Origin of the sequence: Ureibacillus chungkukjangi (assembly GCF_044795995.1) — a bacterium.
Classification (GTDB): domain Bacteria; phylum Bacillota; class Bacilli; order Bacillales_A; family Planococcaceae; genus Ureibacillus; species Ureibacillus chungkukjangi.
In genome coordinates this window covers 3,180,132-3,195,257 of record NZ_CP085009.1, presented here as the reverse complement: position 1 = coordinate 3,195,257, position 15,126 = coordinate 3,180,132, and the positions used below count along the sequence as shown (strand labels likewise).

14 protein-coding genes are annotated in these 15,126 nt (G+C 36.7%); 8 read left to right on the top strand and 6 right to left on the bottom strand.

Annotation, left to right across the window (positions count from 1 at the left end):
* Positions 1-3: 3 nt before the first annotated feature.
* Positions 4-654: a response regulator transcription factor gene (locus LG296_RS15875; protein ID WP_107936594.1), complete on the top strand. Its 651-nt coding sequence runs from the start codon at positions 4-6 to the stop codon at positions 652-654.
* Positions 655-833: 179 nt separating this feature from the next.
* Here LG296_RS15875 and LG296_RS15870 read toward each other — a convergent pair whose 3' ends face one another.
* Positions 834-1,733 (bottom strand): cation diffusion facilitator family transporter, encoded by a 900-nt coding sequence (locus LG296_RS15870; RefSeq protein WP_107936595.1) that lies wholly within the window; start codon positions 1,731-1,733, stop codon positions 834-836.
* A gap of 191 nt (positions 1,734-1,924) precedes the next feature.
* Positions 1,925-3,244, bottom strand: coding sequence for a hemolysin family protein (locus tag LG296_RS15865; protein ID WP_181418085.1), 1,320 nt, complete (start codon positions 3,242-3,244; stop codon positions 1,925-1,927).
* Positions 3,245-3,890: 646 nt separating this feature from the next.
* Between LG296_RS15865 and LG296_RS15860 the strand changes: the two genes are divergently transcribed.
* The 3 genes from LG296_RS15860 (at position 3,891) to LG296_RS15850 (ending at position 8,806) form a co-directional block, all read left to right on the top strand.
* Positions 3,891-5,636 (top strand): ABC transporter ATP-binding protein, encoded by a 1,746-nt coding sequence (locus tag LG296_RS15860; RefSeq protein ID WP_107936599.1) that lies wholly within the window; start codon positions 3,891-3,893, stop codon positions 5,634-5,636.
* Positions 5,633-7,366, top strand: coding sequence for an ABC transporter ATP-binding protein (locus tag LG296_RS15855; protein WP_107936601.1), 1,734 nt, complete (start codon positions 5,633-5,635; stop codon positions 7,364-7,366). The genes LG296_RS15860 and LG296_RS15855 overlap by 4 nt, the downstream gene beginning before the upstream one ends.
* A gap of 165 nt (positions 7,367-7,531) precedes the next feature.
* Positions 7,532-8,806, top strand: coding sequence for an MFS transporter (locus LG296_RS15850; protein WP_107936603.1), 1,275 nt, complete (start codon positions 7,532-7,534; stop codon positions 8,804-8,806).
* A gap of 72 nt (positions 8,807-8,878) precedes the next feature.
* On the opposite strand, the gene LG296_RS15845 is transcribed toward LG296_RS15850, so the two are convergent.
* A complete protein-coding gene (locus LG296_RS15845) occupies positions 8,879-9,088 on the bottom strand; it encodes a YheE family protein (RefSeq protein ID WP_107936605.1) in 210 nt (69 codons plus the stop codon).
* 130 nt (positions 9,089-9,218) lie between these two features.
* Here LG296_RS15845 and LG296_RS15840 point away from each other — a divergent pair, with 130 nt between their 5' ends.
* From LG296_RS15840 to LG296_RS15830, 3 genes are all read left to right on the top strand, one after another.
* Entirely contained in the window at positions 9,219-10,364 is a 1,146-nt protein-coding gene (locus LG296_RS15840) for a DUF445 domain-containing protein (protein WP_107936607.1), read from the top strand.
* A gap of 323 nt (positions 10,365-10,687) precedes the next feature.
* Complete coding sequence (locus LG296_RS15835) at positions 10,688-11,032, top strand: YlbF family regulator (RefSeq protein WP_107936627.1); 345 nt, start codon at positions 10,688-10,690, stop codon at positions 11,030-11,032.
* A 602-nt stretch (positions 11,033-11,634) separates the two neighbouring features.
* On the top strand, positions 11,635-13,152 hold the full coding sequence (locus tag LG296_RS15830) for a coproporphyrinogen III oxidase (RefSeq protein ID WP_107936609.1): 1,518 nt from the start codon (positions 11,635-11,637) through the stop codon (positions 13,150-13,152).
* Positions 13,153-13,245: 93 nt separating this feature from the next.
* Here the strand turns inward: LG296_RS15830 and LG296_RS15825 are convergent, their stop codons facing one another.
* A complete protein-coding gene (locus tag LG296_RS15825) occupies positions 13,246-13,455 on the bottom strand; it encodes a hypothetical protein (RefSeq protein ID WP_107936611.1) in 210 nt (69 codons plus the stop codon).
* A 17-nt stretch (positions 13,456-13,472) separates the two neighbouring features.
* The gene (locus LG296_RS15820) at positions 13,473-13,649 is read right to left on the bottom strand and encodes a DUF2642 domain-containing protein (protein ID WP_107936613.1); all 177 of its coding nucleotides are present in this window, start codon (positions 13,647-13,649) and stop codon (positions 13,473-13,475) included.
* 170 nt (positions 13,650-13,819) lie between these two features.
* On the opposite strand from LG296_RS15820, the gene LG296_RS15815 reads away from it, so the two are divergent.
* A complete protein-coding gene (locus tag LG296_RS15815; protein WP_404427227.1) occupies positions 13,820-14,041 on the top strand; it encodes a glycosyltransferase family 2 protein in 222 nt (73 codons plus the stop codon).
* Here the strand turns inward: LG296_RS15815 and LG296_RS15810 are convergent.
* Positions 14,002-15,125, bottom strand: a protein-coding gene (locus LG296_RS15810) for an IS3 family transposase (protein ID WP_404426987.1) whose coding sequence is annotated in 2 segments (ribosomal slippage) — positions 14,002-14,879 and positions 14,879-15,125 — 1,125 coding nt in all. Because the reading frame shifts where the segments join, the coding sequence is not laid out codon by codon here. The two genes, LG296_RS15815 and LG296_RS15810, sit on opposite strands and share 40 nt — an antisense overlap.
* Position 15,126: the final 1 nt, after the last annotated feature.

The window sequence follows — 15,126 nt, the reverse complement described above, 5'->3', positions numbered from 1 at the left end:
ATAATGATTCGAGTTTTAATAGCAGATGACCATCATGTTGTACGACGTGGTTTACTATTTTTCTTAAAGACACAAAAGGATATTGAAGTAATTGGCGAAGCAAAAAATGGGGTAGAGGCTGTTGAGCTTGTTGAATCTCTGCAACCTGATATCGTATTAATGGATCTTGTCATGCCTGAAATGGATGGTATACAGGCAACAAAAAAGATCAAAGCCAAATGGCCACAGGTTCATATCCTAATGCTAACAAGCTTTTCCGATAAAGATCATGTTTTGCCTGCGATTCAAGCAGGAGCTGCTGGCTATCAATTAAAGGATATTGAACCAGATGAATTAGTGAACTCTATCCGGCAAATTATCCTGGGTGAGAATATTATTCATCCAGCTGCAACGACGCAATTGGAAGAAACTCTTCGTGAGGAAGAAAATTTACCTCATGTTAAAAATACGTTGACTCCAAGGGAACGAGACGTTTTAGCCGAGCTAACAAAAGGGAAAAGTAATCGCGAAATTGCCTCGTCTTTATTTGTTACAGAAAAAACAGTAAAGACGCATATTTCCAACATTTTTACAAAGCTAGATGTTCAAGACCGTACGCAAGCAGCGCTTTACGCCGTCAAGCATGGACTGACAGAGGGTAGCGAAATTCAATAGGTGACGTTATTTAAATGGCTTGATCTCTCTTTTAGGAGGAGATTGAGCTTTTTTTTGTTTTTTATAAAGTGGCTAGATTATCATTGAAAGTGGCTAGATTCCCCAAACCCTCAACCTCAACCTGATCCCCAACAAAAAAACAGCCTACAATACTGTAAGCTGCACACTTTAATATTAACTTAGAAATGATAATCCTCATCGGTGGCTGTTGGCAGCTCATGTGGCTCGATATGGACAAATACCATACAATAGGGATTAAACTTTTTCACTGTTGACTCAATTTTTTCAGTAATTTCATGGCTTTGCCGGACATCTAAATGGGGGTTTACAGTTACAGTAACATCTATAAAGCTGACATTTCCATGAGACCTACCTTTAACGTCGACTAGATCTATCACACCAGCAACATTATTTATTAATACTGATAATGTTTCGGCTTCCTCTATGTTGAAGCTGTCTGATAATGTTTGAACAGCCTCCCAGAAGATTTCAATAGCTGTTTTTATGATAATGATGGCCACGACTACTGCTGTTATTGTATCGATAATCGAAAATCCAATGATTGCCCCGAATATCCCGATGGCTGTACCGATACTTACCAGTGCATCGGATCGATTATCGTAGGCTGCTGCTTTTACTGCGGAGCTATTGATTCTTTTTGAAAGGGCCAAATTGTAACGATAAACACCATACATGACTATTGCACTCCCTAATGCTACATAGGCAGTTAAAGAGGAGGGTGTTTCCCGAATAGGGTTCCATAAATTCATGAGTGAACTAAGGAGAACCTGTAAACCTACCATCATCATGATAAAAGATGCAATTAAGGAAGCGATTGTTTCTGCACGTAGATGTCCATATGGGTGATTGGAATCCGGTGGTCGTTGAGAAATTCGTAAACCAATTAGGACGGCAATCGAAGCAATAATGTCTGTTGTATTATTTAGTCCGTCTGCTTTTAATGCGTCTGAGTGTCCAAAATATCCGATTGTTAGTTTTATGGAGCTCAGGATTAAATAGGTACCAATAGATAGCCAAGCACCTTTTTCCCCAGCTCGTAAATTTGTATATAGCTCCACAATGTTTCCTCCTGGCAAAACTTTAGAACAAGACAAAACAGAGCCGTCTCTTTTGAAATGAGACGGCTCCGTTTTTTGCAACCCAAGCTTTAGTTAGTTACAAAAATCAGTTCTCAATGCTTTCATAAAAAGTAATGTCCCAAAAGTTGAATGATTAAACTTTTGAGACATACTCATTATTTTGGCATTAATTATTCTTCTGATTCTTCTACTTGATCAGATTCTTCTGACTCAGGTAGTTTTGTTATTTCAATGTAAAGAATATGATGGCCGTCTGATTCTTTAATTTTGAATTCATAGCCTTCGAAATCGAAGCTATCGCCTTCGACAGCATCGAATCGTTTCGTTAAGAACCAACCACCAATGGTATCAACATCTTCATCATCAATCGTAATACCTAACATATCATTTACTTCGTCAACTAACAATTTAGCATCTAAGATGTAATGGTTATCACTAATTTCTTGTATTTCTGGTATTTCATCCTCGTCAAATTCATCTTGAATATCACCAACAATTTCTTCGATAATGTCTTCAATTGTAACTAGACCAGATGTTCCACCATATTCATCCATTAGGATCGCCATATGAATTCGTTCACTTTGTATTTTCAGTAATAAATCACTAATTGGAACTGTCTCAAACACACGGATGACTGGCTGCATATAATCAACTACAGGCTTGTTACCGTTTGCAGGATTTTTTATATAGGCAGTAAGTAAATGCTTAAGATTTACTAAGCCGATGACGTGGTCCTTGTCTCCATCAGTGATAGGGTAACGAGTATATTGTTCTACCCCCATTACTTCAAATACTTCTTTTACTGTTAAGTCTTTTTCAAGACTAACAATTTCAGTTCGAGGTACCATAATTTCCTTCGCTGTACGGTCAGAGAATTCGAAAATACTATTTACATATTCGTATTCAGAATGATTAATCTCTCCGCCTTTATAACTATCTGTTAGGATAATACGAAGTTCTTCTTCAGAATGAGCTACATCAGATTCAGATGCCAATTTAAGGCCAAATAGACCTGTTAATGCACGTGCAGAGCCATTTAGAGTACGGATAAATGGATACATTACCTTGTAAAATACCATTATTGGTCCTGCTAGGTTCAAGGTAAGCTCTTCTGATTTTACAATGGCAAACGTTTTTGGTGTTAACTCTCCTACGACAACGTGTAAATACGTAACAAACATAAACGCAATAATGAATGAAAGCAGTGAAGATAGCGTTGCGTCTAAATTCATCAGTTCAAATAAAGGATGTAAAATCAGCTCAAATGTAGGTTCACCTAACCAACCTAAACCTAGGGCTGTAATGGTAATACCTAACTGGCAGGCAGATAGATACTCATCTAAATTTGATACAACCTTTTTAGCTTTCATTGCTTTTTTGTTGCCCTCTGCAACTAATTGATCGATACGAGTAGTTCTTACTTTTACGATTGCAAACTCAGTTGCAACAAAAAATGCCGTAGCAGCAATTAACAAGAAAAATGCTGCCAACTTAATGGTTAACTCTACTATGTCTACGTCCAAATACTATCTTTGTTCCTCGCCCGAATGAGGGGTGCGAACAAAGAGTACACCTCCTATAATAAAAAATGATTGAATAATACAATGATAAAATATTTATGAGGAAAATACAAATAGTGACTACAAATTTGTCTTAAAGAATATTTTAATATTTTATGACATTTTTGCTTTACTAAAATCATAGAATAGACACGTTGATTGTAAAGCTATGTTAAAATATTTCTATTTTCTAAAAATTGTTGACTTTCAAAAAATGGATATGCTACGATTTATATGTAAATTATAAATATTAGAAAAGGAGGTTAGGATTATGAAAATTAAAAACATTTTGCCGCCAGCAATTAAATACGATAATCCAAGCCTACCTCAAGCTTTCTTATATTTATAAAGGACGCGCATAAAAGTAATGAGGGGATACAGGTATTGGATACTTGTATCCTTTTTCTATGAGCACCTATCTCACAGGAGGATAGGTGTATTTTTTTTGTGCGCGGCTAGAAAATTATGGAAAAGGAGAGAGTATTATGAAAAGTCGTTTCACTAGAAAGTTGTTAAAAAGAGAGTGTACAGATAGTGGATAGTGAAGTTGAATAGTAAATTAGGAGAAGGTGCTTAAATGTTTGAAGTAATGTTTAAATTAAAGTGGTTTTTTAAAGCTTATTGGAAAAGGTATTTGATCGCAGTTGTTTTATTAACAGTTGCTAATGTTATAGAAGTAGTACCGCCATGGATTATAGGGGTAGCGATTGATGATATTGCCCTTGGTACAATGACATCTGATTCTTTAAGTAATTATTTGCTATGGCTTGGGCTGATAATTGTATTCGGTTATATGATTAATTTTACATGGCAATATCAGTTGTTTGGTGGCGCATTATCGTTAGAAAGAATTTTAAGAAAGAAACTAATGTATCAATTTTTAAGGATGACACCGACCTTTTATGAGAAGAATCGTACGGGAGATTTAATGGCTCGTGCCACCAATGATTTAAATGCTGTTTCATTAACAGCAGGGTTCGGAATTATGACGTTATTCGATTCTACGATTTATATGGGTGCCATTATTTTAGCGATGGGATTCTTAATATCATGGAAGCTGACTATTTTCTCTATGCTTCCGATTCCGATTATGGCCGTACTTATGCAGTATTTTGGAAAAATCGTACATGAACGTTATATGAAGGCACAGGATTCTTTTGGTGATTTAAATGATAATGTACTGGAATCCGTTGCAGGTGTTCGAGTAATTCGTGCTTATGTACAAGAAAAGAAGGATGAAAAACGCTTTGCTGATATGAGTGAGGAAGTTTATCAGAAAAATATCCATGTTGCCAAAATCAATGCATTATTTGGTCCAATTACAAAAGTAGGTACCGGGGTTAGTTATGTTGTAGCTCTTGGGTATGGATCTTTCTTAGTATCAAATGGTGAAATGACAGTTGGGCAGCTAGTTACATTTAATGTTTATTTAGGCTTAGCGGTTTGGCCAATGATAGCAATTGGTGAATTGATAAATGTCATGCAGCAAGGGAATGCGTCGCTTGACCGTGTTCAAGCGACTTTAGATTATGAGCAGGATGTAAAAAATCCAAAAGAGCCTGGTAATGTTCAATATCCAACATCTCTTGGGTTTGATGATTTTACATTCCAATATCCTTTGTCTCAAATGAAAAACCTGCAGAATATTTCCTTGCATGTAAAACGAGGCCAAACACTTGGAATCGTAGGGAAGACCGGTGCTGGTAAAACAACCTTTGTAAAGCAATTACTAAAGGAATACCCACTAGCTGAAGGTCAATTTACTGTTGGAGATGTCGATATTGCAAAGCTAACAAAAGAACAGCTGCTTGAATGGATTGGCTATGTTCCTCAAGATCATGTGCTATTCTCAAGGACCATTCGAGAAAACATCTTATTCGGAAAAGAAGATGCGACAAGTGAAGAAATTGATGAGGCAGTTCGGCTTGCGTATTTTGAAAATGATTTAAAGAATCTACCATTGGGGCTGGAAACTTTAGTTGGAGAAAAGGGGATTTCTCTTTCTGGAGGGCAGAAGCAACGTGTGTCGATTGCTCGTGCCATGATTAAGAATCCAGAAATCCTTATTTTAGATGATTCATTATCTGCGGTAGATGCTAAAACTGAAGCGAAAATTATAGAGAATATCGGTCATGTGAGAAAAGGAAAAACTACTATTATTACGACCCATCGTTTGTCTGCTGTCCAGCATGCAGATCAAATTATCGTATTAGATGAGGGACAAATAATGGAAGAAGGAACCCATGAGGAGCTCCTTCAAAAACAAGGCTGGTACAAGGAACAGTATGATCGCCAACAGCTAGAGGAGGTGCCTAGCGAATGAGTACTAGTAAACGTTTATTCAACTATGCAATGTATTTCAAAAAGCCAATCTTTATAGGATTAGCATTATTAACACTTGCAGTTTTGACGGATTTAGCTGGACCGTTCATTGCGAAGCATATTATTGATAATTATATGACGCCAGGGTCAATTGACTTGCAGCCGATAGTAAATCTACTAATTGTGTTTTTCGTGTTATCAATTGCAACGGCAATACTACGTTATTTTATGTTTATCTATTTACAAATCGGAGCGAACCGCATTATTCAAAAGCTTCGTAAAGATGTCTTTGGTCATATCCAAACAATGTCCATCGATTACTTTGATAATTTACCTGCTGGGAAAATTGTTGCTCGTGTAACAAATGACACCGAAGCAATTCATAATTTATATGTTCAGGTGCTATCTCAATTTGTGACGAGCTTCATCTCGATTCTGGGAGTTTATGTAGCGCTCTTTATCTTGAATGTTAAGATGGCACTTGTCGCCTTAATCGTTGTGCCAGTGATTTATATCTGGATGGTAGCTTATCGAAAATATGCTTCTCAGTATAATCATGTTGTGCGTACGAAAATTGCAGATATTAACGCAATGATCAACGAATCGATTCAAGGAATGACAATTATTCAAGCGTTCAAGCGTGAGAAGCAAATGAAAGATGAGTTTGCTGAGATGAATAATGAGCATTATGAATATCAAAGAAAGCTATTATTCTTAGATTCTGCAACATCATTCAACCTAGTGCATGTTTTAAGATTATTGTTCTTTGTCGTGTTTATTTACTATTTTGGTACACAGTCAATGACAACAACAGAAGTAATTACAGCAGGGACTCTTTACGCCTTCGTGGATTATATAACGCGATTATTTGGTCCGATTGTAAATATCGTCAATCAATTTTCACAATTGGAACGTTCTTTAGTAGCGGGTTCTCGTGTGTTTGAGCTACTTGATCGCAAAGGAGAGCCTGTGAGTGAGGAATCCATTCCGCGCTATGAAGGAAATGTAGAGTTCGAAAATGTATCCTTTGCCTATAAGGACGATGAATATGTATTGAAGAATATCAACTTCTCAGCCAAAAAAGGTGAAACGATTGCCCTTGTTGGTCATACCGGTTCAGGGAAAAGCTCGATAATGAACCTATTGTTCCGCTTTTATGATCCTCAAAAGGGAAAAATCATCATTGATGGCAAAAATATTTTATCGATTTCGCGACAATCCTTCCGAGAGCATATGGGAATCGTTCTACAGGATCCGTATTTATTTACAGGGACGATTGAAACAAATGTGAGTTTAAAAGACCCGCGTATTTCAAGAGAAACTGTTGAAAAAGCTCTTGAAGCAGTTGGGGGAGACCGTGTACTAAAGAATCTTGAAAAGGGATTAGATGAGCCTGTAATTGAGAAGGGAAGTACACTTTCCTCTGGTCAGCGTCAGTTAATATCATTTGCACGGGCATTGGCTTTTGACCCAGCAATTTTAATATTGGATGAAGCAACTTCCAATATTGATACTGAGACTGAGGAAATTATCCAGCATGCAATGGAAGTGTTAAAAAAAGGAAGAACGACCTTTATTATCGCTCACCGTTTATCTACTATTAAGAATGCCGATCAAATTCTTGTATTAGACAAAGGGAAAATTGTTGAGCGCGGTACACATGAAGAATTAGTTGCTTTAGGTGGAAGGTACGAAACAATGTATCGTCTGCAAGCGGGAGCATTGAGTTAAATAAATCTTAGAAAAAGGGAGTTGGTCCAGATTACTTGGGCCAGCTTTTTTCTGTCATGAAGATGTTAGAAATTTTTAAATATATCGAAATTACTATTGCCTATCTATAACGCAACCCGTATATTTAGGGTGACGAAATAAAGTGCGGGAAGTGGTGATTGTGCCATGTATAAAAGACTCAGAGATTGGCTCTCTAATATTATGTCCTTTAATAGGAACATAAAATTATTTATGCTTGGCAATATACTCATTCAAATTGGGATGGGTGTATTTGGTGTAATGTACAATCTTTACATACGTGAGTTAGGTTATTCAGAGGCAGTTAATGGTAGTGTCATTTCAATCACTTCATTAGCTACTGCTTTGATGTTAGTGCCTGCAGGGATTATAAGTGATCGTATCGGGCGGAAATCCATTTTACTAGTCGGTACATTTGTTTCTGCCATTATGCTCTTTGGGAGGAGTATTGTTTCGGTTGAACAGCCGATTTTGATATTTGCCTTTTTGACAGGGATTGTATGGGCATTTGTTCAGGTTTCTGGTGTTCCATTTTTAGCGGAGAATTCAAAACCAACTGAAAGAATGAATTTGTTCAGCATCCATTTTGCAATCGTCACGGTTGCAAATGTAATCGGGAACTTACTTGGCGGGCTTGTATCTGATGGATTTCAGCATATTTTCAATATCGGAGCAGTTGAGAGTATCAGAAGCTCCTTGCTTTTAGGAGCGGTAATTTTCGCCTTCGGTTTGCTGCCTCTATTATCCCTTAGTACTACTAAGTCAGAAAACGAATCACAGGGTAGATTACTAAAGTCTCCTAAAGAGATGGAGGACTCGGAGGATAGTAGCTTTAAAAAGAACTTTGGCATGATTGTCTTATTCGGAATTGCCAACTTACTAATCGGTACCGGGTCAGGGCTAGTTATCCCATATTTGAACCTATATTTTGCGAATCGCTTTGATGCGTCAAATTCCTATGTCGGGTTAATTATTGCTTTAGGATCAGCCATGACAGCAGTTGCAATGCTGATTGGTCCCTTGCTTGTAAAAAGGGTAGGAAAGGTTCGTGCATTAGTTATTTTTCAATTACTATCGATTCCGTTCCTGTTTTTAACGGCTTTTACAAATTCGTTGCTTATTGCTTCAATTGGGTTTTTAATGCGACAGGCGCTGATGAATGCAGGGAACCCAATTCAAAGTGCCATCGCAATGGATGTGGTTCACAACAAATATAAGGGCCTTGCCAATTCAGTTAGTCAAATGGTGTTCAATATTGGATGGGCAACGATGGGGCTTCCAGCTGCATGGCTTGTTACAACCTATGGGAACTATTGGGGTTACGCATACACGTTCTCAATAACAGGCTGTATCTATTTAGTAGCTTCAACTTATTTCTATTTAGTATTTAGTAGGAAGTATAAGGTGAAGGAAGAATCATAACGGGTATAGAAAAAAGCGAGTTCACTAAGTCGAACTCGCTTTTTTGTATTTAGGAAAGTATAGTTTTTATCATCAATCATAGACATGGAAAAGCATAAGCTCGTGAATCATTTTTTCGACGGTAGCCAGGTCGTTGTCTAAAGGCTTTTCTCCAATCCAAACGATTTTCCCATCTTTTTTATATTCAGCTTTATATAATTGCTGTTTATAGTAAAACGAAATTGCCCACCCCGGCAGTAAATTATTTTCGAACAAAGGCTTAAAGTTAAAATGCTGAATCATACATATCCCCTTCCTGAAACTTTCAACATAAGTTAATCGTACTAAAAGTTAGGAGGAATGGCTAACATTTCTTTATAGGACCTGACTCTGATATAATAGGTACGAGTTTGAAAGAAATGAGAGGATTTAAATGGAAAATGCAGTGATTACCATAATCTTTATGGCAATTGTCGGTGCAATTATTGGTGGCTTTACAAACTTTTTAGCCATTAAAATGCTATTCCGACCTTACAATGCAATCTATCTTAAAAAGTGGCGTTTGCCATTCACTCCTGGCCTCATTCCAAAAAGACGTCAGGAATTATCAAAGCAAATTGGTATAACAGTAAGGAATTATTTACTCACTCCTGAGGTGTTTCGTAAAAAGCTTTTTAATGAGGATATTAAATCCACAGTTTTGGAATTTGCCGGAAAGAAAATTGAAGGTACGCTCTTTACAGATGAAAAGACAATTTATGATTGGCTCAAACAGGGCGGATTTGAGCAATTACCTGACACAATTGAGCAAAGAGTAGATGTGATTATTGAAAAGCAATTCCATTCAATGAGAAATACTTTATCAACAAAATCAATCGATGCTTTACTGCCAAGTAATGTTCATGAGGTAATTGATAGAAAAATCCCTGAGGTTGTGACTTATATTTTAGAAAAAGGGGAAGAGTATTTCCTTTCTCCAAAAGGCGAAGCAACTATTAAAAACATGATGGATGATTTCTTGGGCTCTAAAGGCTCCTTCGGTGGAATGATTCAAATGTTTTTAGGTGACTCAGCATCAATAGTTACGAAAATTCAACGAGAGCTAATCAATTTCCTAAAAGCACCTGGAACAAAGCATTTATTAGTTAATATCATCTCCCAGGAATGGGATAAGTTAAAGCAGCAGCCAATTATGAATTACTTGGAGGAAGTAGATTTTGATTCAATCCTAAGTAATATCAAGGGTTACGCGAAAAAAGAGCTGAACATTCGTGAGCATTTAAATCAGCCGATTCGCCACTATTGGCCACAAGGTAATGACTATGTAAAGCATGATTTACTACCAAAATTAGTAGAGAAAGGCTTTAAAGAAGCTAAAAACAAGCTTGAAGATGTAGTAAATCGTTTAAATTTAGATGAGGTAGTTCGTGAACAAGTGGATTCCTTCCCATTGGAGAAATTGGAGGAGCTAGTACTAAGCATCGCTTCAAAGGAATTAAAAATGATTACCATTTTAGGAGCAGTTTTAGGTGGATTAATAGGTATTGTACAGGGTTTAATTGTCTTCCTATTAAATTAATAGCTCTGTTATAGATGAATGTTGATTTTTTGTGGGATGTGGGTATGTTGGTGTGTGAAATAAAAGGAAAAATTCCGGTTAAATTGGAGAATACCTTGATTTTCTTGAAAATAAAGGAAGTTTTTTCGGTTATTGTAGCTAAATCCCTAGATTTTGACTCATTTGAAGCAGTTAACAGGAAATTTTCCCTTTATATTGCTTCTAAAGTGCTCTAAATACACAATAACCGAAATTTCTTCGCTTATCAGACATCTCCTACCTAAACAAAAATCAAGAATGCATCATATACAAGAGCGAAAATAAAAATGAGAGTGGGTAAAATTTTGATCAACATTTACAATGACATTAACAAATTAGAAGCAACTATGCGTCAAACAGACGAATTCAAAGTTTTAAAGGATTCTGTTGAAGCAGTTCGTGCAGACGAAGAGGCAAGAGTGCTATTTGCTAACTTCCGTGACGTACAAATGAAGCTGCAACAAAAACAAATGAACGGTGAACAGTTACTTGAAGACGAGCTGCTACACGCACAAAAAACAGCTCAGCTAGCCCAATCAAGCCCAACGATCCTAGCAATGCTAGAAGCAGAAATGGCACTAAGCAAAGTAATCGAAGAAGTAAACCGCATCCTAGTCCAACCAATCCAATCTCTATACGACGGACTATAACAACCTTAAAATCCCAAGAGCTAAAATTTAGCTTTTGGGATTTTTTTGAACATTTTAGTAGTGGAGTTCAGGAATGGGAAAATGAGAAACAATTCTATTACCATAATATCCAGAAAGATATCTAATTTAGAATACGCAGCCTACCACGTAAGCTGCGTAATATATCCAGAAAACTTAGAAGTAGTTTCAATGTGAGCTAGACCTTCACAAAAGCAGCTGCCAAAATCGCAACATCGTGTTGCATTGGCAGCATGACCAACGTCGTGTTGGCCCCAAAGACAAGTCGTAGAGACAACAAGTTGGCTCTGCGGCTTGTGTGGGGTGCGAGAACGTCGCGTCCTTGCGACATCGCTCCCATGACCAACATCGTGTTGGCCTCTTGGATAGCGCACCAACCAACACTATATTAAAATTTTTATTAGTAATGTTTTAATTTGTGACAATAAAAATCAAAATTATTATCCTTCCTCTACATCATTTGTTATATTAAAGAGACGTGTTATAATTAACGTTTGAAATTCAGTGCAATTACTCGCTCTAGAGTAATTTCTCCTTTGTTGTTAACAGGATTGTGAAATTAATAGGGAAGAGAGACACAAGTGATGAAAAAAATTGAAATAAATGAAGTGTTTAAAGAGGATTGGAATCGCGTTTTAAATCATATTGCGAATTTGTTTTATGAAGACTCTAAGATTGTTGTGTCAGCAGAGGATGCTGAGCTATCTTTCCGTTTCCAGCACTCTATTGACGAAGATTATACAATCCATACTGCCTGTAACTTAACAGTAGATGGTCAAAAATATACAAGCAATTATTCTATTCATTATGAAACAGAAGGCACGGAAAAGGAACAAGGAATTCGCATGAAGCGTGCTCTTTCTCACGTCATGCTAGATGTACTTGAACAGTTTACAGGTATGATACAGCAATGGGGCATTTTAACTGGTGTGCGTCCAACAAAGCTTTACCATAATTACCGTAAACAAGGTAAGAGTGATGAAGAAATTTATGCAATCTTAAAGAAAGACTTCCGAATTTCCGATTCCAAAATTGCGCTAATGAGTGAAATTGTGAAACGTCAGCTGATTACAATTCCAGACCTAGACGAATTAGGAAAAGAGATTTCTGTATATATTGGTGTCCCATTCTGTCCGACTAAATGCGCTTATTGTACTTTCCCGGCTTATGCAATTCAAAGTAATCGTAAAGCAGGACGTGTGGAATCGTTTATCGATGGATTGCATATCGAAATTCGAGCAATGGGGAAATGGTTAAAAGACAACAATATGAATATTACTTCTGTCTATTGGGGTGGAGGTACTCCGACATCAATTGAAGCCGATGAAATGGATGCCTTATATAAAACAATGTTCGAAGCATTCCCAAATCCAGAGAAGATTCGTGAAATCACTGTTGAAGCTGGTAGACCTGACACAATTACGCCAGAGAAGATTGAAGTATTGAAAAAATGGGGAATCGACAGAATCTCAGTGAATCCACAAAGCTATACTGATGAAACCTTAAAAGCAATCGGTCGTCACCACACAGTTCAGGAAACAATCGAAAAGTTCTGGTTATCGAGAGAGTCGGGAATGAATAATATCAATATGGACTTAATCATTGGACTTCCGAACGAAGGGATTGAAGAATTCCAGCATTCTTTAGACGAAAGTGCTAAAATGCAGCCAGAATCACTAACTGTTCATACATTGTCATTTAAACGTGCATCTGAAATGACGCATAATAAAGATAAATATAAAGTCGCTGATCGCGATACAGTAACGAAAATGATGGATATGGCTAGTAGCTGGACGAAAGAAAATGGCTATGTTCCTTATTACTTATATCGCCAGAAAAACATTTTAGGTAACTTAGAGAACGTTGGGTATTGTAAACCAAGTGAAGAAAGTATCTATAATATTGTTATTATGGAGGAGGTTCAAACGATTTTAGGAATTGGTTGTGGTGCTTCCACTAAATTTGTAAATCCTACATCAGGGAAAATCACGCAGTTCCACAATCCAAAGGACCCAGCTGCATATATTATGACTTTTGAAGAAGCAATAGAGAAAAAAGTAGAAATGTTAAATGAATTATATAACACACAAGTAAAACAATAGATTTAAGGCAGAGGAACAAAAAAACCTCTGCCTTTTTATATTGCATAAAAAAGGGACCGGACATGAATTTTTTCCGGTCCTTTTGCAGCTTTATTAAGCAGATACTTGAATAAAGCTTACCTGTCTTAGGTTCACTGAAATCCTTCTTGTAGCTCTTTCATATGAATCAGTGGATTCAGTTAAGGTTAAGATGTTACCACTAATTGATAACAGTGTTCCTGTAAATAGAGTTTCGCCAACAGCAACTCTGATAGGTTGATTTATTAGAGTACGTAACTGAAGAGATAGTAAACTTGCGAACAATTTAAACACCTCCTATTTTAATTTGCAAAACTTAGAATACTTACTAGTGGGATATAAAATAGATCAGAACTTGATCTTAAAACAATATAAGTTGGTTTGACTTCAACTAATACTCCAGTGACACTAGAGTATTCTGTTAAGATCTCAACATCTGAGCCTTCTAACGCTTTAAGAGCTAAACCAATTTGCAACATTGTTAATCTCCTTTCTTAGTCAATCTGTAAGAAGTATATGTTTAATAGAGTTGAAATGTTTGGGTTAATGGCTTATTTTATCTATCTTTTCTCTAAAATTTTATAGAATTGAGTATTTCGCACAGATAATTTGATAGAAATTTCATAGTTTAACAAAGGAGGTGATATAGGTGAAAAAAAGAAAAGAAGGGTTAATTAGCGTTGTAGTACCAATTTATAATGCATCTCTATATATTGAAGAGTGCTTAAACGGCCTATTATCTCAAACCTATAAAAATATGGAAGTAATTTTAGTAAACGATGCATCTACTGATAATACAAAATGGAATGTCAACACTAAACTGGACAATCTTTATAAGGACCTGTTCTTGAATTCCACTGGCGATAAATAACCTAGTGTTCCGTGAATTCGAATGTTATTGAACCAATGAACATAATCATTAAGTTCAAGAGCGAGCTGTTCAAGAGAAGCGAAGTGTGCTCCGTTTGCGAATTCGGTTTTAAATACTTTGAACATCGCTTCGGCCACGGCGTTATCATAGGGACAACCCTTCATACTTAATGATCTTTGAATCCCAAATGTTTCTAGTGCCTCTGAAATTAGTTTGTTATCAAACTCTTTTCCACGGTCTGTATGGAACATCTTGATGTTATGTAAATTCCCTTTAATGCTGGCTAATGCTTGATACACAAGGGCTGCTGTCTTATTAGGACCGGCACTGTGACCAATAATTTCACGGTTGAAAAGGTCGACAAATAAGCATACATAGTGCCATTTTTTCTCAACACGGACGTATGTTAAATCACTTACAACTACAGCTAATTGCTCTTCTTGTTTAAACTGACGATGTAACTCATTTTTGATGGGTGCTTCATTACAGGTTTGTTTATACGGCTTGTATTGTGCCACGGTATACTTTGATACCAGTCCTAATTGTTTCATGATTCGACCGATTCGACGTCTAGAAACTACCATCTTCTGCTTCTTTAATTCTACTTTTAGTTTACGAGTACCATAGTTACTACGGCTTTCTTTAAAGAGTCGTTCAATCTCGTTGGAAAGTTCTACTTCCTCTGTGTTATGTGCTTCTTTTTCACTCAAATTGGCATGATAATAGTATGTGCTTTTGGCGATGTTGAGGACGTTACACATTGCTGATATTGAATATTTGTGAGCGTTATTTCGAATCACATCTATTTTCGTCCCATGATCAGCGCTGCTTGCTTTAAAATGTCATTCTCCATCATTAAACGTTGATTTTCTTTACGTAATTTTATTAACTCATTTTCTTCATCAGTACGGTTCTCTTTCGCAGTGAAGGCCCCAGTTTCTTGATGGTTTTTAATCCAGCGATCTAATGCAGATGGCGTGATTTCATATTCTCTACAGATATCTGCACGAGACTTTCCATTTTCATAAAGCTTGACTAATTGAAGTTTAAATTCTGGTGTAAAAGTTCGACGTTGACGTGACATA